Here is a 20,638-nt window from a genome sequence, read left to right on the forward strand (position 1 = left end):
CCATATATAAAACAAATTATGTTTTTATGTATTAATGATAAAAATATTTATAGATGTTTTAATTCTTAATTGAAAATACAAAAAAAATCACCCAAATTATATGGATGATACACTAAAACGAGTACAAAGTTACCATTGATTCCGTATTTTTTGGATAAAGTCATTAATTTCAGGAAGATGTTTATCTTTCGTCTGATATGCCATAAGAAGTTTGTTCTTAACTTTCAAATCTTCGAATATGATTTTAGATTTTGCTTCATCCATTGAATTTCTTAATAAATAGGTTGGAATTAAACTTATTCCAGCTCCGTTTTCAATTGCCTTAAGAATCATGTGCAAATTTGGAATTACATGAATAGGTTTCATGATTGGACGCTTTTTAACGAGAAGAATACAAAAGATTCTTCAAGCACAGCTTCAAGCTCAGTTACAAGCTCAAGCACAAAATCAAACACAGGCTCAAACTAGCACTGATACTGACACAGTTACTTTAAGAAATGTGGGCAACCCCATTGTTAAAATTTCCAGTAATCTCTCGGTAGTCTGGTGTAATCCACTTTGTAAAAGTCATATCTGTTCTGATCAGCCTTATCAATGTTTAGGTATTTAGGTCGTCGGCCAACCGTAGATAGTGCAATAATAAAGGCAACAGACAGTATAATGGCTAGTGTCCAACCTATCAATTCGATTAGTTGCATCAAGTCATCTCCCTCGGAAATTTTATTAATTCATCTATGATAAGAACAGCCGCCTCCCTAAATCATATTATTTTACAGTAACTATCCTGTTAGGTATATTAATTACAAAAAAGTGTATAGAATTATGGGGTAATATATACAAAGAGAGGGTATATGATGGATAAATTTTTCCAGATTGGTGAAGTAAGTAATTTCATCAGTGAAAACAAACAGAGATTTGAAGATGCATTATTACATGAAGCAGCGAATGTCAGGGATAGAATAGATGACATTCTTAAATTCGGCAATATTGACCTTGTCAATAATGCCCATAAGTTGGTCGGCTTTATTCTTGAAGGTAAAAATGAAGAACTCAGACTATTTGCTAAACAGGAAGGTATAGCGTGGGCATCTCATGAACTAACATTATCATTCAAGTTAGAGTGGGTTCAGGCAATTCGTAGAACATTGTGGGCATTTATACAAGAAAATAACAAGGCAGCAAAAGAAATAGCACTTGATGACTTTTTTTTGTTTGAAAAACAAATTAATAATGGAGTGGATGCATTTTTAAATGCCTTCTTTATTAATTTTAGTACATACAAGGATGCCTTAATAAAGTCCCAAAGAGAATTGGTTGAAAATCTGTCCGTACCTATTATACCAATTTCACCCACAATATGTATTTTGCCGTTAATTGGAACGGTCGATACTTTCCGAACAAATGTGATGGAAGAAAAAGTCTTACAGGAAATAGGAAAATTACGTATTCAAACTTTGATTTTGGATTTGTCAGGGATTGCAGAGATGGATAATGAAGTAATTGATCATTTATTGAAAATTATCGATGGCAGTTCAATGATGGGATGTCGGACTGTTATAACTGGGTTGAGAGCTGAGGTCGTTAGAAAAATGATCCATTTAGGTTTCAGGTTTGGAAAGGACACCGAAACATTTGGATCTTTACAACAAGCATTGAATAAGCACATAAGTTACTTGGAATTAGATATTAAATCCAATTTTTAGAGAGGAGAGTTGCTTTGGCAACTCTTTTTGAATCGTAATTTTGTTTATCAGAAGTCGAATCATCTAAATTCTTTCTTGAACTAACCTGCCCCGTTAGTGGAATAAGAAAAGCTGCTTCAAAAGCAGCTAGGATCTTATACACAAGCACCCGATAGTTTAAGTGTATTTATTCACAAACTATATTGATATTGTAGAATAATCAATACAATCATTACAGGAATGCTGCCCCGTTATTGACATAACAAAAAAAGACTGCTAATTAGCAGTCTGATCTTAAGCTCTAGCACTCGATAATTTAAGTGTAATTATTCACAATTTTTTAGGATAACATTAAATAAATGGATTTTCAAAAGCTTAACTTCTTGGTGTATTACAATTGGGTCGGAAATTAAACCATATTTTTCATCTTCGGGGTAAGTAACAGCAATAGTTGGTTCACTACCTGCATAAAGATGAATGGCATCCCACGATGACCAAACTGTACATAGAAAGTAATGGGCAAATCTATCTTGCTCTACAATTTTTACATATGCACCTAAATTTCCACCTAGTAAAATAGCATTTTCAACCCCTGTTTTGTTTAAATGGTCTTCAAAATCTGCTTTTTTTCTATTGGTACTATTCCGTGCCAGGTACGTGTTATCACATAAATTCCTCTTTCATTTCTGATGAATATTTATAACTAAAATTTTATAATTATTCGTATACATTACCATAGACCATACTTTGCCAACAAGAATTATTTTTATTTCTTATAAAACTAACCTGCCGTTTAGTTGAAGAGAAAAAGCCTTGCTCCTTATTGAAGTAAAGCACCCGTTAGCTTAAGTGCATTTTTTCACATTTTGGGTTTACGTAAGTGTCGTTTCTTTAATACTTTCAAATTTCATAATAACTTTATCTAATTTATTCATGGAATTAATTAGATAATCCGCATCATTAATAATGGCATTATTACTTTCTTTTGTAAAAAATATCGTATGTATTCCAACAGCTTTTGCAGGAACAATATCCTTTTCGTAATCGTTACCGACCATTATACATTCTTCAGGTCTAAGGCTTAATTTTTTCACTATTTTATTGAAAAAATTAAGGTTTGGTTTTGAAACCCCAAGTTCACAAGATGTGAATAAATGTCTGAAATATTTCCTAATATTTACCCTATTTAAAGCTACTCCCATTAGTTCTGCATTTGAATCGCCGGCGTTAGAAGCTACACAACAAATATAATTCCTGCTTATAATTTCTAATGCTTCCTTCATTCCAGTGATTTCCTCTACTTTTTCCCAATATGCCATAGCACCTTTATATTCAGGGAAATCACGCATTATAGTGTCACCCCAATCAAAAATTACTGCCTTTATTTGTCGTGTCATATTATTTCTCCTTTTTTACCAAATAAGATCGTTCAATGTTGTTTATGATTTCAACAAAAGTTTGGCAATCCCTTATTCAGCTAAACTGCCCGTTAGCTGAATAAGAAAAGGCTGCCGAAATGACAGCCGAGATATTAAACAAAGCACACGTTTGTTCAACAAGAAACGTTTATATTTTCCAACTCTTTGGTTAAATCCCATTGCTTTGGTTTCTCTTTTCCCATAAACCATTCAAAGGTCACCAGATATTTCTGGTTGACCATTTTTTATTTGGTCTTATGATATCAGTAGCCAGGGTAGAACGTACCTGCCCGTGGGGCTTTGACCCCGTCAGCTAAACCGTTCGCCCCCTACTTGCAGAAACATGATTGAGGCTGGTTGGGAGATAGATCTCGTATAACAAGCGAAGCTGTGACACTGCATGGAGGAATTAGGGGTACTGGCACTGGCAAAATTATTAGTTTAGAGGAGGATTTAGACGGTGTTGAATGCACAAATTCAGTCGAATAAAAATACAAAAAGAAGGCGTTTTATTTTGCCTTCTTTCTTTTTATTTCAAAACCGATTTGTTCAATTGCAAATTCTACCCCTTGTTGTAGCGTAGCAAAGGTATGTACATTATTCAGTTGAATGTTTGTTTTTGACATCATAATTGCTTGTTCTGCGGAGATACCTACAACAAAGCATTCCCCACCTACTAAGCGGATAGAAAGAATCAGCTTTTGTATCCCATCCATAGTGTAGCTGTCCAATCCTTTCACACCTGTTAGGTCAATTAGCAGATAACTGCCTTGTTGTCTGGAAAATCCAAGCAGTGAACGTTCAATAAAATTTGCTACGCGTTCTTCATTAAAATTACCTATAAGTGGTACAACAAGAATACCTTTTAAAACTGGAATAATAGGAGATGATAATTCTTTTACAAGGGTGGAAAGTTCTTCAGTTCTTTCTTTTACCTTTTGCTCCAACTCTAAAATATGTTCTGTCTCTTTTTGTCTTGCCAATTCGAAAATGTTTCTTGAGGGTGTCACATCAGAAGGAAATATTTCAATTTCATCGTACTCATTTCCATCCAATTGACTTTTATTGATCTTGTACCATACTTTTTGTTCAAATAGACCTGTAAAAACCCCTGCCCAATGGCTCGGCAATAACACGCCAGCAGTTTCCTTGTCTGTATTATTAAAAATTCTATGTTCCCAGCTGTTGGTCAACTGAACGACTGCTCTCTTTTCCTCAAAATTATAGTAAGCAATTTTAACATTACCCCAGCCTGCGTTTCTGTATATGTCGCTATATTCTTCAAGGAGTTGTTCGAGGTCCCTTCGGCCACTATAATAAGATGATACTAAGTGACCCATTCGGTACCCTGTTGCTTCGTAAACAGTTTTAGATACAACTTCACCAGAAACTTCTTCAATGGTTTTTAAAAATAATTCTATTGCTGAATCCCAAAACAAAAGTGCTGGTGCACCATCAAAGGTAAAGAGCCCGTTTTTTGGGTCCCAGACGAACTCGTTACTGTTTACTTTAACCGTAACTTTGTCCTTTACAAACGCCATAGTATTCCCTCCCCGCTATTAATACACCCGTTTATTTTAACATGCATCATTTAGTTTTCAATAAATCATTCTACATGAAGTACCGTTATTAAATCCACCGTTCTTGTTACTTATACGAATTAAAACTATCTCATAAAGAAAATGTTAGCTTACTATTTGAACACATTAAAGATATCATTAACCAAAACAATAATCAGCCTGTAAATAATTGGTTCTATTTCGTTGACCTATAATATCCAAAAACAGCAACCGTAGTTGAAAAGGTCATTAGGAATTTTCCTGAATTTCACCTTTCTTATACGAGGATTTCCATTATGAACTTGATTATTCTAAAGGAGAAATTGCCTTTAAGAAAAAAGCAGTATCAAATATGGTTCAAGGCTATTGGCATAGTTTCAACCCTAATGGACACCACAAAAGGGTGGATTAATCAACTTTGGAAGAGGTCGCCACAAAGATTCCGAGGACCTTACCCGTTTGGAGAAGCCATATTAAGTTTTGAGAATATTGATTGGTCTAAGACAGATGAACCAATGAATCGAACTGAAATTAACCTAACTCATTTCGCTGAATGTGATTTTTTGCCAACAATTAAACGTTTCTTTCCAATTCCATTACTTTTACTAATGGCTGGGATATACGCCATAGGTATTTTCTTCTAAATACTATTGTAGAGATTCCACAACACCTTAATAGTTGTGAGTTACAATCTTCTCTGTCTAAAATTGAGGACAGCATAAAGAGCTTAAGCAAGAGAAATAAGGTCAAAACACTTACAGTCCCTTAAATAGGAAGGAGGTCCTTTTTTCCTCCTTCAAAGTGAATGTATTCTTCAACTAACCTGCCCCGTTAGGGAGCTCAATAAGGATTTCAACAAAAAAGGCCGTTAATCCTGCTGGATCATCGCACCCCTTACTCTAAAATGTTGATTTTTAAATAGTAAATAGGGGAACCTTCATTTATTGAGGTTCCCCATTGTTGTTCAACTAACGCTTCTGTTAGCGTTAGTACATTTTAAAAAATTATTTAACAGCTTCATAAGCAAATGTCTGTTTACTATTTGTTGGTTGTTTGCCGTTTTCAAAATCCGCGGACACCATAACATCAGAAAAACCGATGCTCTCTAATACTAGCTTAAATTCTTCCACACCGTACCATCGTAAGGCAAAACGCTGTAACTCAGATTGAATTAGCTTCCCTGCCCTCCACTTTTCATACTTTAAAAAGGAAACTTTGTGCTGATTAAACAAATCAGCTTCAACAAGTTTCTCCTCCATTGTAATAGTATCTCCATTTGGAAGGTTGAATACGGATGTCCCTTCAAATCTGCCTCCCACCTCGAAATTATGATCAGGCAGGAAAAGGTCAAGTATTATTTTTCCACCTGGTTCAAGGTGTTCATAAAGTCGTTTTAATACTTCGATTGATTCTTCTCTTTTTTCAATCAACAAAAAAGAACCAGCTGGAATTATAATAACCTCATATTTATTGGGTAATGAAAGTTCCTTTAAATCTGATTCAAATAAATTAGGTTTTAGTCCTCGTTTTTCACAACGGCGACGGCAAGAAGCCAACATTTCAGGGGAATAATCTACGCCATCCACTTGAAGACCAGATTCTAAAAGTGGGATAATTACACGTCCTGAACCAACCATCGCTTCAAGGATACGTCCTTTACAATTTTTAAGTATTTCTCGGTAATATTCTATATCCCCGCCAAGTGATTGTCCGACCCTTTTTGTAAAGTCGTAAACCTCGGTACTAAGCTCTCCATAGTAACTAAAAGACATTTATTCACCCTCCGAATTTGTTTATCACGAAAGGGTTCCAACAAAGTAACTATCCCTTTCGTACCTCAAATTTACATGTAGTTACAGAGGAACTGACTATCACAAGAATCACTCACTTTCTAATTTAATATAATAACTGTACCACAGAGGAAAAAACCGGACAATATGGTATCTTTTGTAAATGAATTTTCTCTTCTACTGCTATCCTGCCCCGTTAGCTGAAGAAATCAAGTAATAATAATGGTTTCCAATTTGGATCCTTTTCATCATTCTCATTAGGATTTCTAACAAACTCCGCACACTTTCTTCGCAGGCTCCAAACACAAGGAAATTTTTTTGAGCTTGCTTTAAGGAGGGAATATTGGCTCCTCCCTCATAATCTGGATCACTGAACTGTACTCCATCATCTTCCTAAAAACAAATATCACAAATGTCATATGTTCCAGGTGGTTCTTCATCTAAAGTTTTATAGCCGCTACAAGGACAAATATATTTCATACTACACCCCCTTTTGAAAAATATCCTTCTTAAGCTAACCTGCCCCTTTAGCTCAATAAGAAAAATAAGTCGTCAAATAACACGACTTTAATCCTTTGGTTGATTCCTAACTTGCGATTCTGCCTTACTTATTCTGTACTTCGCTTGTTCTATATCAAAATTTTTCTCTATTCTTATGAGTGTATCGATTAATTCATTATCCGCTTCTTGTGCAATGCTTTCTAACCTTTTAATGATTCTCTCTGTTGCCTGCAAATTGATTCCTTCATTACGGGTTGTTATCGTTTGTATAAGATATGATTTAATCCGATCAATATCTCTCAGTATATTTGTCAATAACTTAAATAGCTCTTTATTCACTACCCTCCCACCTTTTTGCTCTGGACTGTTTGATTTTCCTTTACCCACGACGACAATGGTATATGCAGAGATGACTGTAACATCCATTAGTTTCCATTTTCTATACGGAGCATATCCTATATTCAATAACACAGACGTCATATTGAAAACACACTATTTGTCTTAGTAAACTAACCTGCCCCTTTAGCACAAGAAGCGACTGTTCAAATGGAACAATCGCCCCTGTTAGCTGAACATAATACTATTCTTTGTCAAAAAACCTTTTGATGTCCTCAGTAAATCCGTGGTACTCTATCCATTCAAAAATTTCATTCTCTAATTTATGTATTTCTTTATTTTCAATATCATCTTCTGAATAAAGGTAAAAATCATTAAAGCGTGCTATCGTCTGAAATAGGTTGCTTTCCCTTTCCATTATTTCCTTTATTTCATTATGGTTATCTTTACAACTAAATTCATCGTGAAGCCGATTTAATTGGTGTGCTCCCTTTTGTAGAAAGTACATAGCAATTAAGTAACTTACGTTTTTCCTCGTCTGTCATTTCATTAAACTTCATAAAATCACCTCTCTATAGTCATTCCCTAGTTCATATGAGTCATTACCTTATTCAACTCCCTCAGTTTGACACAAATATCTTTCGAATGCTCACTTATTCTCGGAATTTCATAACCCTTGTAATTGGATTTACGGATAAATGAAATGAATTCACATCAGTTTGGCTTCGTAAAGGGATACTTTAATAAAGGAGTCAGCTACTACTCCATATTTTACACACATGTTAAATAAGGTGAGGAAAATATTTACAAGCAATTCTGTTCGACAAAAAATACGCCATTCATCACCTCATTAAAATTAGGTGAGTTCTGGCATTATTATCGTAAAAAAATTCCATAAAGATGAAAGGTCAAAAACCAAGCAAAACGATACTTTATATTTATGGAAAAAATTAACATTTTACATATGGTGATATTAAGGATTCTAGAGTTTTTTCAAAGAAAACGGCGAAAAAGAAGGGTTTTGTGGAATAAATTTCTTTTTGCAAGATTCCCAATTATTCTGTCCATGCTCTATACTCTACCTTATAGTTCTTTTTTGAGAACAAGGGTGATCTTTAAAAAGAACTTCATGTATTGGTATTTAGCGTACACACGCATAAATATAAACATATTACATAGACCGGAATGAGGTCGAGGGGAGAAAAAGTTATGAAGTTTTTGTCCACGGTAAAAGGCAAGGTCGCAGTGTCGGTATTGACAATAGGGGTAATCGGGGGCGGAGTGGCTGCTGCAGCCAGCAATGGCGTCATTAGTTTTACTGGCAGCAGCTCAATAGACTCAGCCGTAACAAGGATCCAAAGCCTAAGCGGCAAGGTGGAGTCGTACAAACAAAAAGAAAGCGATCTAACAGCAGCCGTCAACCAATTAAGGGAAGCAGCCGCACAAAAGATCGGCCTTGCTAACGGCCAAATCGCCACTAAAAGCCAGACCATCCTTACGTTAGGCGGCCAAATCAATGCCAAACAACAAGAAATCACGGCTCTAAATGGAAAAATTAAAAATCTAGAGGAAGAAATTGACCGTCTCAAGAAAGAAAGTGCCGACAAGACAACCCAAATCACTGCTCTGACACAAGAGCGGAACCAAGCACAGGCAACTGTGGAAAAGTTAACGAAGGATGTCGCAGATTTAACCAGCCAACTCACAGCTGCAAAAAATGACGTTGAAAGACTGCAGGGTGACGTTGCGAATCAGGAACAAGTAATCGCAGGCCTAGAAAGCGACAAGAAAAAACTGGAAACTGATAAAAAGAATCTGGAAGATGAAAATGCACGCCTTGCAAAGGAATTAGAAAATGCTAACACTAAGGCCGCTCAGTTAGAAAGTGCGGTCCGTGCATCTGATGCAGCCAATAATTCATCACCGAGTAAAACTCCTGTAAACACGACGCTGCCGGAAGTGAATGGCAGCCCGTCAACCGGCGGAACTATCCCTAATCCAAACACACCTATTCCCCCTCTGGAAGGCGGGCCAATCAACGGTAAACCAGGCACGCTTGAACCTGAGCCGCAACCGGGGCCACAGCCTGTTCCAGTTCCGCCAGACAGTGCAACATCTGGTGACCAATAATCAACAGCACAGCAATCTTAGAATAACACACCATATTCCATGGGTCCATTTATCTATATCCCTAATGGCAACGGTGAATAAAACAACATAAACGTACATTCGTGCTATAGACTACCTTTCGACCAGTGACTGATCACTGGTTTTTGTTTGGCTCTGTTACATGGCTCTGTTGATATATAAGAAAAATGGCAATAATTTAAGGCTTATACTGCTGAAAAAGGAATGGAAAAGGTCAGACGTCTCTATCAAATCCAAAATGTACATGATTTGAAAAAAGGACGTCGGCTGGCGTCCTTACGATTTCTTATGATTATTTGCGTTCCAAAACCAATGTATACCACCAAAAAAGCAGATTAAGCGAAACCGCTAGTTATTCATCGTTTCCAGTAGTGAGTTCGGCACTAGTCCACGTTATTGTACACCCTCAAGATTTTTAGCATTAATTTAATTACAACACATTAAAGAAGGCAAGCCAGTTTATAGTCTCGCCTTTATCTATATGATAAAGAAATAAAAACGCAGTAAGTTAACCACGTCTTCCTCCTCTTCCTCCTCGTTTTCCTTCAGTGTTACGTTTTAGAGAAGACAAGCTCTCTTCACTACTCTTTAAAAATTGAGACATTTTATCTTCAAAGGTTTCTCGTGGTTTAAAGTTACCCTTAGAACGATCATTCCCTCTTCCTTGAGTTGGGCGAGGACGTTGCTTGTAAGAAGATTGTCCTTCAGGTTTATCTATGGTTTGCTTGATTGACAATGCAACCTTACCGTCTTTCTCACTCATCACTTTTACTTCAACCATATCGCCTATTTTCAGATGATCATTAACATCTTTTACATAGCTATCAGCAACTTCACTGATATGCACAAGACCTGTTGTTCCTCCAGGTAATTCTACGAAGGCTCCAAAATTAGTGATACCTGTTACTTTACCTTGTACCTTACTTCCTAGTTCAATTGACATTAAAATACTGTTCCTCCTCGATATGTTAATAACAGTTTATTATAACAAAGTATTAAAGGTTGTAATATCAAATTTGATACTTTAGAGCAGAATCATTGTTTATTTTCGTTTATTCGCTATCGTGTCGGTTGTGGCGGTTGGCATACGTCACATTTACGTTGGTTATTATTTTTAAATTTCGTAAATGTTTTTTCAAAGTTGCTACCACATGCACATTTAAATAGTAACTTTTGAGAAAAACCGTGATATTCCGTTGTTAGCAATTTACTTTCCGAATTGTTCTCAACAAATTGTTTGATTTTAGCAATTGTCCATCGTTTATTCATTCTCTTACACCTCCATATTTTATCGCTTGCGGCTTGCGGAGGCTTTTTTGGCATCCGTTCAATTATTAGTAAAAGTCGAAATTACTCTAAGTTCCTGATTATAACATGTTAAACTAATCTGCCCCTTTGTACAATAAGAATAAGCTGAAGAAAAGCAGCTTTGGATCTTCTACTAAATGTGTAATAAGTTACACTAAGGTAGAAATTAACCACCAAAATACACTTCCAAACTTATTTATTTTTGTTTATACATATACTCTTCTACTATCCTGCCCCTTTAGTGGAACAAGAAAAGTTGCTTTAAAAGCAGCTAGGATCTTATACTCAAGCACCCGTTGCTTTAAATACAATCTTTCACAAAGTCCTTTACCAACCCTGACGATTACACAATGAAGTAATATGTGCAAGATGATGTCGACCGTGCCAAGCATAGATTCCTATATTTTTACCTACTGAAACTTCACCTGAATCTGGGTGAATAAATATCTTTTCCATATCAGAAGGACTTAGATTTCGTAAAAGGTTTGTCCAGCGTTTGTGCAAGGCTTCGAGCAGTGATAGGGAAATATCAATTGGTAATTTATAATCAGAAAGCTCAGCCCATTTCGCTTCGTCATAAGGCTTAATTACAGGTTTTTCTTCCGTAAGAGCCAATTTAAAGCGAACATAGGCATTCATATGACTATCCGTAAGGTGATGTATTACTTGTCGAACAGTCCACCCTCCTGAACGATATGGTGTATCAAGCTGTTTATTGTCTAAGCCTTTTACAGCACCTCTTAATAACCTTGGTAAATCTTCAATCTCATTTATCCAACCATTTGTAACACTAATAGTAATCTCACCATCAAATCTAAAATCCCTTATATTTTTTCGGCTAACTAATTTTGAAATGGTCCAAAATTTCTATTTCGACCTCATTTCTTTTAAATCCTTTAACACCTTTTAGTGGAACAAGAAAAGCTGCTTCAAAAGCAGCTAAAATCTTATATTTTATTTTGCTTATTTTAAAAGACCACCTAAATTATACTTGTCCTTTTTACCTAATCTTCTAGTTTGATTGGTTTCCGTTTTTTTATCATTTACATGTTCGTCTTCTGTAAACACCTTGACTAGTTACGCAATTAATTTAAAGCTCTATGGCGACTTTTTAACGGCTAACGATCGATCATTTGTCTTAGATGAGTTCAAGCATCCAGTGTGCACCATTTGTGCAAGATCAGGTCATCAATCATGGAATCAATCCAAGGACGCTACAACATGGAAATTCGTGCCTGAAATCGTTCAGCCAGTATTGTTTAAAGGAAAATTATTTGAAACCCATTTTCCGGTGTCAAATTACTTGAAAAAACATTTCCCTTACAAATTTTGTGCAGGGCACATAACAAAAAAGCCAGCTGTTAACCGGCTTTTTTGTTGTTTATATCATGCTATTAAACCCAACCCTTGATTACAATTCTTTTAAAAAGTTTTTAACAGGATTTTTTATGAAAATTTCTATTTTTATCTCGGCTGCATACGAATGGCACCGTCGAGACGAATGGTTTCACCATTTAGCATTGGGTTCTCTATGATACTTTGTGCTAACATGGCATATTCGGATGCATAACCCAATCTTTGTGGAAATGGCACCATTGCCCCTAAGGCATTCCGGACTTTTTCAGGCGCTCCGGCTAATAATGGAGTATCCATTAGTCCTGGAGCTATAGTCAAGACACGAATCCCATGTGCTGCAAGGTCACGGGCAATAGGCAAAGTCATTCCCACAATGCCTCCTTTTGATGCGCTATAGGCTGCTTGCCCCATTTGTCCTTCAAATGCTGCTACGGAAGCGGTGTTAATAATGACTCCTCTCTCCCCTTCTTCATTTGGAGTATTTTGTATCATCCTCTCCGCGGCTAGCCTAATTACGTTAAATGTACCAATAAGGTTAATTTGAATAACCCTTGTAAAAATGCCCAGATCATGGGGTTTTTCTTTGCCAACAGTCTTTTGTGCAGCTCCAATTCCCGCACAGTTAATGGCAGTATGGATTGCCCCAAATTTTTCAATGGTTTGATTGATTGCTGACTGGACATCCTCCTCGCTTGTAACATTTGTTTTTAAAAATAACACTTTATCAGAGCCTAACTTCTCGAGCAAGGCAGCTCCTCTCTCTTCCTGTAAATCAAGAATTGCTGCACGTCCCCCATTTTCTACTATTCGTGTAACTGTGGCTTCACCCAGTCCGGATGCTCCACCGGTTACAACTGCTACACTCCCTTTAATTTGCATGATATAATCTCCTTTTTTCATTAGTGGAAAAATTTAATGATGATTAATTATTTCATCCTTAGAATAAAAATTAGCTTATTCTTTCAATGATCGTGCCGTTAGCCATCCCGCCGCCTTCACAAATGGCTTGAAGTCCGTAACGCCCTCCTGTTCTTTCAAGTTCATGCATCATCGTCACCATAAGGCGGGCTCCTGAACAGCCAAGTGGATGCCCTAATGCGATGGCCCCGCCATTAGGATTAAGTTTCTTTGGATCCGCTTTCAACTCATCCCTCCATAACATGGGTACCGGCGCAAAAGCTTCATTCACTTCATAAGTATCCATATCTTCAATCGTAAGTCCTGCTTTTGATAGAGCTTTCCTGGAGGCTTCCGCTGGGCCAGTCAGCATAAGAGTTGGATCTGAACCCACCACTGAACGAGAAACGATACGAAATCTCGGTTTAAGCCCCAATTCTTCTGCTTTTTCTCTTGACATTAATAGGAGAGCAGCTGCGCCATCACTCATTTGGCTGGAATTCCCTGCATGGATTCTTCCACCCTCCTTGAAAGCTGGCTGCAGTGATGCTAACTTTTCAATAGAAGATCCTCTCCGTGGTCCTTCATCTTGTGTAACAACTGTTTGTGTTCCGTCTTCCAATGTAATTTCAATCGGCATAATTTCACGTTCGAAACGACCCTGCTCTTGTGCTTTAAGAGCTCTTTCGTGGCTCTCCAGTGAAAATTCATCCAATTCACGGCGGCTATAGCCCCATTTTTCAGCAATCCGCTCGGCAGACAGACCTTGATGTATCATTTCATATCTGGAAGTGAGAATTTCGCTCCAAGTTGAGTTTCGGCGGGACGCGCCCATTGGGATTCTTGACATGCTTTCTACCCCGCCCGCGATAGCAACATCCATGTCTCCAGCCAAAATGGCCTGTGCAGCAAAATGAATTGCCTGTTGGCCAGAACCGCATTGTCTGTCAAGGGTGGTCCCAGGAACGTGGATTGGGAAGTCAGCCATTAATGCCGCTATGCGCGCGATATTTAATCCTTGTTCTTCAACCTGTAACACACAACCCATCACTACATCTTCAACGATTTCTGAAGAAATACCGGCACGTTTAACCAGTTCCTTTAAGACTTTGGCAGCCATTTCATCGGGACGAACGGTGCTCAATGCTCCCTTTCTTTTTCCAACTGGTGTACGAACAGCTTCTACTATCACTACTTCACGCATATTTACATTCCTCCCTGATATTAGGATTTATTGGGATCATAAATAATGTATCTATATGAAAGTGGAACCCTTGTACCCGCAGTAATCCATAATTTAATAGATATGACAAGATATTTCCAAGTAGAACGTAATATTACGAAACTGACTATCTTATCCTTTAGTGTTTTCTCTATAAATTAGAAGATTGAATTAAACAGTTGAAAGCGAAGATAGACTTTTTCGAATAAACTCCAGCGATTGATTAGCTACATCAGTCATTTGATGGAACAGGTCCCGAATTCGCAGGAATTCTTTTTTTAAGCCCTTCTGATTGCCGTCATGACCAAATACCGCCGTCAATATCACCATCGAAATATACGGATTTTGCCCTTTGCCCTGTAATTAATGGAAGTAATTGTTCGTTTGTGGCACCTTCCTGCTCAAGACGGTCCATTTCCTGGCAGTCCCTCGGGAGTTACTTGTGTTTTGAATGTTATAAATCCTAATCCCCCAGCTTCGGACACAGCAGCAAGCTTAGCCCGGCCAACCTAAAACATTCCTCCGCAAATAATGGGGTATTCGATTCCTAATAGTTCTGTAATCCTTGTTTTACTGTTTTCTCATCTATGCCATATGTAGCTAAAACTTCAGTAAGATACTGTGTTTTTGGAATATGCCTTAAATGAATAGTCGAAAAAACATTTAGATCTAACATCGTTTTTTAATGTCTGTATGAACCAATTCTCTCTTCACGCTATATCAAACTATAAAATTTCAAGCCAAACAGTAAATGTCAATGATTGGGCGTTAGCCTGCTAACTTATTTCACATGGGAAACGTCTCTTAAAACCCGCTTGAGAATTTTGCCTGACGGATTTCTTGGAAGTTCATGAAGAAACTCTACAAATTTAGGTTTTTTATATGAGGCTATTTGTTCCTTGCAATGTTGAATAATTTCTTCCTCCGTGAGGACCTTACCCTTCTTAAGGACTACGTAAGCCTTCACACTTTCCCCCCATTCTTGGTCTGGCACGCCAATGACAGCGGCTTCAAGAATGTCACCGTGTTTATAGAGAGCAGCTTCCACTTCTGCAGGATAGATGTTTTCCCCGCCGCTTATAATCATGTCCTTTTTGCGATCCACTACATAAATAAACCCTTCATCATCCATGCGAACTAAATCGCCGCTGTGAAACCAACCGCCTTTAAATGACTCTTTTGTTGCATCTGGATTTTTGTAGTATCCTTTCATTAGGGTTGGTCCACGGTAAACAATTTCTCCAATTTCACCTATTGGGACATCGTTCATGTTATCATCTACCACCCTTACTTCTACATTTAAAACAGGTTTTCCTACCGAGTTTGTTTTCCTCAAGGAATCTTGAGGTAATAAGCAAGTAGTTGTCGGGCTCATTTCGGTTTGGCCAAATGCATCAAAGATACCTGCGTTAGGAAAATATTGCATGATTTTTTCTTTTATTTCGATTGGGCAAATGGCAGCCCCTGTTGAACAACGTACAACGGATGTAAGATCATAATCATCGATATGAGGGACTTGCATGACAATGTTCCACATAGCCGGAACCAGGAAAAGACCATCTATTTTTTCCTTATGAATGGTATTTAATACTTTGACCGGGTTAAATTCATGATGAATGAATGTGGTGCCGCCTACCGTACAAGTGATAAGGATATTTCCTATTCCGGCTATATGAAATAGTGGGGTTACGACCAATTGTTTATTGCCCCTATCAATTTTAGAATCCACTACACTATTCAACGCACTCATCAGCAGGTTTTTGTGGGACAAAACTGCGCCCTTAGGATATCCTGTAGTACCAGATGTATAACAAATCATGCAATCATCGTCGTCGCTTACATGTTCATGTATTGATCTGTAAGTGGTTTCAGTTTGAAAGATTGATCCGTAGGCAATCATGTTCTTCAATTTGGGTTTTCCAATTACAACAATTTGTTCTATGGAGGAAAGCTTAGGAAGGATTGATTGAATTACATCTTCGTACTCTTCCTCAATAAATAGAATTTTAGTATCCGAATTGTTGATTATATAGACAAATTCTTCAGGTACCAGGCGAAAATTAATAGGCACGCTTACCCCTCCGGATAACGCAATGCCAAATATTATTTCAACAAATGCTAAATTATTTTTTGAAATGATTCCCACTTTTTCTCCAATTCGGGTTCCTTTTTCTTGAAGCCATCCAGCCAGATGAAGGGTGTTTTTTTCAAGTTCCTGATAAGTAATTCTTTCCTCTTCATAAACAAAAGCCAAAAGATCTGGTGCTTTATGTGCTGATCTCCTTATCAATTCTCCCATTAATAATTGACGTGACATATGGATAGAAGACGTAGTCAATACGTTCACTCCTTTAATCTTTATATAGCATCTGGATACTATTCATATTAAGATTAAACTTTGGGGACGATCAGAGTTTATACACTGAAGATAGAGGTGCATGCAGATAAATTTTCAGTCTAAAAAAAGACATTGGAACCCTTTATTAGGAAATTGAGAGTAGTAGATTGTAAGGTGTAGAATGGTACAAAATAAAGAGTGTATCCATTAATTTAGATTTAATTGTTGTTCATACATTAGTGGAGTCAGTTCACTACTGGGTGTTTTTGCGGAGCTCAATTATGCTGAATTAAGATTGAGTAACAGGAGCAACACCGTAGAACGAACAGCTCCTGCTCTATAGTTGCGTTATAATCCAATATTCTTTGCAATGATGGTTTTCATGATTTCATTGGTACCCGCATAAATGGAGCCTACGGCGACATCCCTGTACCTCCTGGCAATCTCGTATTCTTCCATATAGCCATATCCACCATGAAGCTGCATACATTCACTGGCGACACTCTTGGCCAAATCAGTGAGCCACCATTTTGCCATCGAAACTTCATTAACGACATTCTTTTTCGCCATATGGTCCATTATTAATTGATCTACGAACGTTTCACCGATTTTGATTTTCGTAGCCATTTCGGCAATCTTAAATTGGGTATTCTGAAATTTACTGATCGGTCTTCCAAAGGCAGTACGCTGTTTTACATAATCAACGGTTATATCCAACATATGCCTACTGGCTGTAATACTCCCTATTGAAAGCATGAGGCGCTCTTGCTGAAGCTTTTGCATCAGGTAGTAGAACCCTTTTCCTTCCTCACCAATTAAATTTTCTTTCGGGATGACTGCATCTTCAAAAATCAGTTCAGAAGTATCATTTGCATGTTGTCCCAATTTCCGAAGCTTCTTTCCTTTTCTAAACCCAGGTGTTCCTTCTTCCACAACGATTAAACTGATACCAGTGTGTTTTGGAGTGGCATTTGGATCTGTCACACATACAACGATCACAAAATTGGCAGAATAACCGTTTGTAATAAAGGTCTTTTCTCCATTTAGAATGTAATGGTCCCCGTCTTTATGGGCGGTTGTTTGCACTCCAGCCAAATCAGAGCCGGTTCCCGGTTCAGTCATCGCAATGGCTGAAATCATATCCCCGCTAACAGCTTTAGGAAGCCACCTTTGCTTTTGCTCCTCGGAGCCAAATGCATCGATATATGGGATGACAATATCATTATGAAGGCCTATGCCTACTCCCGACCCTACTTTATCCAATTCTTGTGCGATGATAATTGAATAACCAAAATCAGCATTAGAGCCGCCATATTTTTCATCAATCCATGGACATAAAAACCCTTGTTCCCCAGCTTTTTTCCAAAATGATTTAGGTACTTGCTTCTGTTCTTCCCACTGTTCAAAATAAGGATAAGCTTCAATCTCCAAAAACTTTCTAAAAGCTTTTCTGAAAATTTCATGCTCCTCAGAAAAATATGGTTTATTCATTATGAAAGCTCCTTTGTATTTTCATTTCTTATTACTATTCTTGTATCCTATCTATTTTTCAATGGCGTTTTTAGGATCTTTCCTGTTGTTGTTTTTGGAAGCTCCTCCATAAAGTATATTTTTCTTGGGACCTTGTAATGTGCCAGTTTCTCTTTACAGTAGGTAATAATGTCGTCTGGTGTTTTTTCTTGTTTCACGACTACATAAGCAGCTATTTCCTCACCAAATGTCGGGTCTGATTCACCCACCACTGCACACTCTACTACATCTGGATGACCGTAAAGTACTTCCTCAACTTCCCGTGGATACACATTGTATCCGCCGCGTATAATCATATCTTTTTTGCGGTCAACGATATATAGAAGGCCGCGTTCATCTTGTTTGCCAAGATCTCCAGTATAGATCCATCCATCCTTAATCGTTTCTCTTGTTTCTTGTTTCTTTTTGTAGTAACCTTTCATCGCATTCGGCCCTTTGAAAATGATTTCCCCAACCTCGCCAGCTGGTACCTCTTTTCCATTTGGATCAATAACTTTTAATTCTATGCCAGGCAGCGGGTAACCGACCGATCCGTGAACCCTTTCGGAATTTGGCGGGAAACAGCTGATCATAACAGTGCTTTCTGTTTGGCCGTAGCCCTCACCAATATCTACGCCCATTGCCTTATTGACTTTTTCCAGTATTTCTACAGGCAGGGATGCACCGCCACACCCAGCGACTCTTAACTGGGAGAAGTCTAATTCATTGATTTGCGGGAGGTTCACAAACATGGTATACATCGTAGGAACACCTAGGAAAATCGTAATTTCCTCTTTCGCAATTCGATCTAGAATAATATTTGGGATAAATCGCTCTTCTAAGTATATGGTTGAGCCTGTTATTACACTGTTAAGTAATCCTTGCAGCTTTGCATAGGCATGGAATAGTGGGAGAACTACCAGAACCCTATCCTCACTGGAAAGCTCTAACATGTTTACACTTGTTTGCGTCATCCACTCCAAGTTGCCATGTGTAATTAAGGCACCTTTTGGCTTGCCTGTGGTTCCAGATGTGTAAATAATCTGGGCATAATCATCTTTATTTTTCTGTTCGATAAAGTAATCTTCAGCATCACCGCTGACATCATGCCAGGAAACGTACGGGGCAGCATCCTGCAACGAAAAAATCATATTTACTGAAGAAAAGCCCTTCTCCGCTTTTTGTACCTCAGTTAATCCGATCTCATCAACAATTAATGCGACTGCTTCCGAATCATTTAGAATATGAGTAATTTCATTTTCTTTAAATGTTGGGTTGATTGGAACCACAATGGCACCAACTGATAACAAAGCAAAGTAGGTGACAATGTATTCTGGCTTATTTCCCATCATTAGTCCCACGTGGTAATTGTTTTGAATACCGTATTGTCTAAACCCAACTGCTTTTTGTTTTACTTTTGTTGCAAGCTCCTGATAAGAAATTCTTTGTTCCTTAAAAACAATCACAGGATGATTCGGTCTAGCTTGAGCCGAGTTTAACAATAACTGAGAAATATTCATTGTTTTCCTCCTTATGATTTGGTTTTTTAAAGATTTTCTTTCCTCATTTAATCAGGCATTTACTTTCGATGACTTTCCATTTTTGAGGTATTTGATAACAAGGGATCTCGCTCGGTTTTAAGCGCTTACATTCATCCGTATGCCATAAAGATAAGGATATGTAATCGCATAGGATGCCAAAGATACAAGACATATCGATGATAATTGAAAATGTGTGAAATAAAATTTAATTACCACTCCAATTTGGCTTCCGTTTTTCCGCAAATGCACGGGGTCCTTCCTTTGCATCCTCACTGCCAAATACTTCTGCGGTGTATTGGTCATTGAACGTCCATGCTTCTGGCGGGAAACTGATCGTTGAATCTAAACCATGGTAAACGATTTCCTTACTGGCTTTAACAGCCAGTGGAGCATTTTCAGTGATTTCTTCTGCCAGTTTGATCGCTGCCTCAAGAACTTGGCCGTGAGGAACGACCTCATTCACTAATCCCCACTGTTTTGCCTCTTCTGCGGAGATACTTTTACCAGTCAGGATTGCATGCATAGCTACTTTAAGAGGAATTTGTCTTGGCAAACGCAATAGTCCCCCAGCAGCTGCGATAAGCCCCCGCTTTACCTCGGGTAAACCAAAGGATGCTTTTTCGGATGCAACAATTAAATCACAGGCTAACGCAATTTCTGATCCGCCACCAAGAGCAAAACCATTTACAGCTGCGATAATTGGTTTAGAGATGTGATTTTTTACAATTCCGGAAAAGCCCCATTCCTTCATCTCTTCAGTTGTTTTGATTCCGCCAGCGGCTATTTCTTTCAAATCAGCCCCCGCTGAGAACGCCTTTTCACCAGAACCGGTTAATATGGCCACCCAAAGATTTGGATCCCCATCAAATTCCTTTAGGGCAGTTCCCGTCTCCAACCATAACTGGCTATTGACTGAGTTCATTGCCTCGGGTCTATTAAAGGTAATAATGGCAATTTTGTCTCTTTTTTCAAATGTAATTGCTTTGTAATTCATGAAATTCCTCCATTATAAATGATGTGTTGATCAAAACAT

At 37.8% G+C, this 20,638-nt stretch carries 17 protein-coding genes and 1 pseudogene; 3 read left to right on the forward strand and 15 right to left on the reverse strand.

What is annotated here, in order from left to right:
- Nucleotides 1-129 precede the first annotated feature (129 nt).
- Entirely contained in the window at nucleotides 130-366 is a 237-nt protein-coding gene (locus D0466_RS01815) for a LysR substrate-binding domain-containing protein (protein ID WP_117320865.1), read from the reverse strand.
- Between the two features lie 485 nt (nucleotides 367-851).
- Here D0466_RS01815 and D0466_RS01825 point away from each other — a divergent pair, with 485 nt between their 5' ends.
- The gene (locus D0466_RS01825) at nucleotides 852-1,703 is read left to right on the forward strand and encodes an STAS domain-containing protein (RefSeq protein WP_407675595.1); all 852 of its coding nucleotides are present in this window, start codon (nucleotides 852-854) and stop codon (nucleotides 1,701-1,703) included.
- A gap of 851 nt (nucleotides 1,704-2,554) precedes the next feature.
- Here D0466_RS01825 and D0466_RS01835 read toward each other — a convergent pair.
- Both D0466_RS01835 and D0466_RS01840 read right to left on the reverse strand, forming a co-directional pair.
- Nucleotides 2,555-3,079, reverse strand: coding sequence for an HAD family hydrolase (locus D0466_RS01835; protein WP_117320868.1), 525 nt, complete (start codon nucleotides 3,077-3,079; stop codon nucleotides 2,555-2,557).
- 530 nt (nucleotides 3,080-3,609) lie between these two features.
- The gene (locus tag D0466_RS01840; protein WP_117320869.1) at nucleotides 3,610-4,641 is read right to left on the reverse strand and encodes an STAS domain-containing protein; all 1,032 of its coding nucleotides are present in this window, start codon (nucleotides 4,639-4,641) and stop codon (nucleotides 3,610-3,612) included.
- A 314-nt stretch (nucleotides 4,642-4,955) separates the two neighbouring features.
- Here D0466_RS01840 and D0466_RS01845 point away from each other — a divergent pair, with 314 nt between their 5' ends.
- Nucleotides 4,956-5,303, forward strand: coding sequence for a hypothetical protein (locus tag D0466_RS01845; protein WP_117320870.1), 348 nt, complete (start codon nucleotides 4,956-4,958; stop codon nucleotides 5,301-5,303).
- A 360-nt stretch (nucleotides 5,304-5,663) separates the two neighbouring features.
- On the opposite strand, the gene D0466_RS01850 is transcribed toward D0466_RS01845, so the two are convergent.
- The 3 genes and pseudogenes from D0466_RS01850 to D0466_RS01860 all read right to left on the reverse strand — a co-directional run bounded on the left by D0466_RS01850 (nucleotide 5,664) and on the right by D0466_RS01860 (nucleotide 7,376).
- The gene (locus D0466_RS01850; protein WP_117320871.1) at nucleotides 5,664-6,431 is read right to left on the reverse strand and encodes a class I SAM-dependent methyltransferase; all 768 of its coding nucleotides are present in this window, start codon (nucleotides 6,429-6,431) and stop codon (nucleotides 5,664-5,666) included.
- Between the two features lie 214 nt (nucleotides 6,432-6,645).
- A pseudogene (locus D0466_RS01855) lies at nucleotides 6,646-6,929 on the reverse strand (CPCC family cysteine-rich protein).
- Between the two features lie 87 nt (nucleotides 6,930-7,016).
- Complete coding sequence (locus D0466_RS01860) at nucleotides 7,017-7,376, reverse strand: hypothetical protein (RefSeq protein WP_158555780.1); 360 nt, start codon at nucleotides 7,374-7,376, stop codon at nucleotides 7,017-7,019.
- 1,119 nt (nucleotides 7,377-8,495) lie between these two features.
- On the opposite strand from D0466_RS01860, the gene D0466_RS01870 reads away from it, so the two are divergent.
- Nucleotides 8,496-9,416 carry a hypothetical protein gene (locus D0466_RS01870; protein ID WP_117320874.1) on the forward strand — a complete coding sequence of 307 codons (921 nt, stop codon included), beginning with the start codon at nucleotides 8,496-8,498 and terminating at the stop codon, nucleotides 9,414-9,416.
- 526 nt (nucleotides 9,417-9,942) lie between these two features.
- Here the strand turns inward: D0466_RS01870 and D0466_RS01875 are convergent.
- From D0466_RS01875 to D0466_RS01915, 9 genes are all read right to left on the reverse strand, one after another.
- Entirely contained in the window at nucleotides 9,943-10,377 is a 435-nt protein-coding gene (locus tag D0466_RS01875; protein WP_117320875.1) for a S1 domain-containing RNA-binding protein, read from the reverse strand.
- Between the two features lie 116 nt (nucleotides 10,378-10,493).
- Nucleotides 10,494-10,703, reverse strand: a complete 210-nt coding sequence (locus D0466_RS01880) for a hypothetical protein (RefSeq protein WP_117320876.1) — start codon at nucleotides 10,701-10,703, stop codon at nucleotides 10,494-10,496.
- 366 nt (nucleotides 10,704-11,069) lie between these two features.
- Nucleotides 11,070-11,597: a YfiT family bacillithiol transferase gene (locus D0466_RS01885; RefSeq protein ID WP_407675615.1), complete on the reverse strand. Its 528-nt coding sequence runs from the start codon at nucleotides 11,595-11,597 to the stop codon at nucleotides 11,070-11,072.
- A gap of 609 nt (nucleotides 11,598-12,206) precedes the next feature.
- Nucleotides 12,207-12,977, reverse strand: coding sequence for a 3-hydroxyacyl-CoA dehydrogenase (locus D0466_RS01890; protein WP_117320878.1), 771 nt, complete (start codon nucleotides 12,975-12,977; stop codon nucleotides 12,207-12,209).
- 70 nt (nucleotides 12,978-13,047) lie between these two features.
- Nucleotides 13,048-14,199 (reverse strand): thiolase family protein, encoded by a 1,152-nt coding sequence (locus tag D0466_RS01895; protein ID WP_117320879.1) that lies wholly within the window; start codon nucleotides 14,197-14,199, stop codon nucleotides 13,048-13,050.
- A gap of 799 nt (nucleotides 14,200-14,998) precedes the next feature.
- Entirely contained in the window at nucleotides 14,999-16,555 is a 1,557-nt protein-coding gene (locus D0466_RS01900; RefSeq protein ID WP_233522501.1) for an acyl-CoA synthetase, read from the reverse strand.
- A 348-nt stretch (nucleotides 16,556-16,903) separates the two neighbouring features.
- Nucleotides 16,904-18,046 (reverse strand): acyl-CoA dehydrogenase family protein, encoded by a 1,143-nt coding sequence (locus tag D0466_RS01905; RefSeq protein WP_117320880.1) that lies wholly within the window; start codon nucleotides 18,044-18,046, stop codon nucleotides 16,904-16,906.
- A 47-nt stretch (nucleotides 18,047-18,093) separates the two neighbouring features.
- Nucleotides 18,094-19,584 carry a class I adenylate-forming enzyme family protein gene (locus D0466_RS01910; RefSeq protein WP_117320881.1) on the reverse strand — a complete coding sequence of 497 codons (1,491 nt, stop codon included), beginning with the start codon at nucleotides 19,582-19,584 and terminating at the stop codon, nucleotides 18,094-18,096.
- A 226-nt stretch (nucleotides 19,585-19,810) separates the two neighbouring features.
- Nucleotides 19,811-20,599, reverse strand: coding sequence for a crotonase/enoyl-CoA hydratase family protein (locus D0466_RS01915; RefSeq protein ID WP_117320882.1), 789 nt, complete (start codon nucleotides 20,597-20,599; stop codon nucleotides 19,811-19,813).
- Nucleotides 20,600-20,638 lie beyond the last annotated feature (39 nt).

The organism is Peribacillus glennii (assembly GCF_003429105.1).
Classification (GTDB): domain Bacteria; phylum Bacillota; class Bacilli; order Bacillales; family DSM-1321; genus Peribacillus; species Peribacillus glennii.

Coding starts and splice junctions, on each gene's coding strand:
- D0466_RS01845 (WP_117320870.1), top strand. CDS start 4,956: ATGAACTTGATTATTCTAAAGGAGAAATTGCCTTTAAGAAAAAAGCAG.
- D0466_RS01915 (WP_117320882.1), bottom strand. CDS start 20,599: ATGAATTACAAAGCAATTACATTTGAAAAAAGAGACAAAATTGCCATT.
- D0466_RS01895 (WP_117320879.1), bottom strand. CDS start 14,199: ATGCGTGAAGTAGTGATAGTAGAAGCTGTTCGTACACCAGTTGGAAAA.
- D0466_RS01850 (WP_117320871.1), bottom strand. CDS start 6,431: ATGTCTTTTAGTTACTATGGAGAGCTTAGTACCGAGGTTTACGACTTT.
- D0466_RS01890 (WP_117320878.1), bottom strand. CDS start 12,977: ATGCAAATTAAAGGGAGTGTAGCAGTTGTAACCGGTGGAGCATCCGGA.
- D0466_RS01825 (WP_407675595.1), top strand. CDS start 852: ATGATGGATAAATTTTTCCAGATTGGTGAAGTAAGTAATTTCATCAGT.
- D0466_RS01875 (WP_117320875.1), bottom strand. CDS start 10,377: ATGTCAATTGAACTAGGAAGTAAGGTACAAGGTAAAGTAACAGGTATC.
- D0466_RS01870 (WP_117320874.1), top strand. CDS start 8,496: ATGAAGTTTTTGTCCACGGTAAAAGGCAAGGTCGCAGTGTCGGTATTG.
- D0466_RS01815 (WP_117320865.1), bottom strand. CDS start 366: ATGAAACCTATTCATGTAATTCCAAATTTGCACATGATTCTTAAGGCA.
- D0466_RS01880 (WP_117320876.1), bottom strand. CDS start 10,703: ATGAATAAACGATGGACAATTGCTAAAATCAAACAATTTGTTGAGAAC.
- D0466_RS01835 (WP_117320868.1), bottom strand. CDS start 3,079: ATGACACGACAAATAAAGGCAGTAATTTTTGATTGGGGTGACACTATA.
- D0466_RS01905 (WP_117320880.1), bottom strand. CDS start 18,046: ATGAATAAACCATATTTTTCTGAGGAGCATGAAATTTTCAGAAAAGCT.
- D0466_RS01910 (WP_117320881.1), bottom strand. CDS start 19,584: ATGAATATTTCTCAGTTATTGTTAAACTCGGCTCAAGCTAGACCGAAT.
- D0466_RS01840 (WP_117320869.1), bottom strand. CDS start 4,641: ATGGCGTTTGTAAAGGACAAAGTTACGGTTAAAGTAAACAGTAACGAG.
- D0466_RS01860 (WP_158555780.1), bottom strand. CDS start 7,376: ATGGATGTTACAGTCATCTCTGCATATACCATTGTCGTCGTGGGTAAA.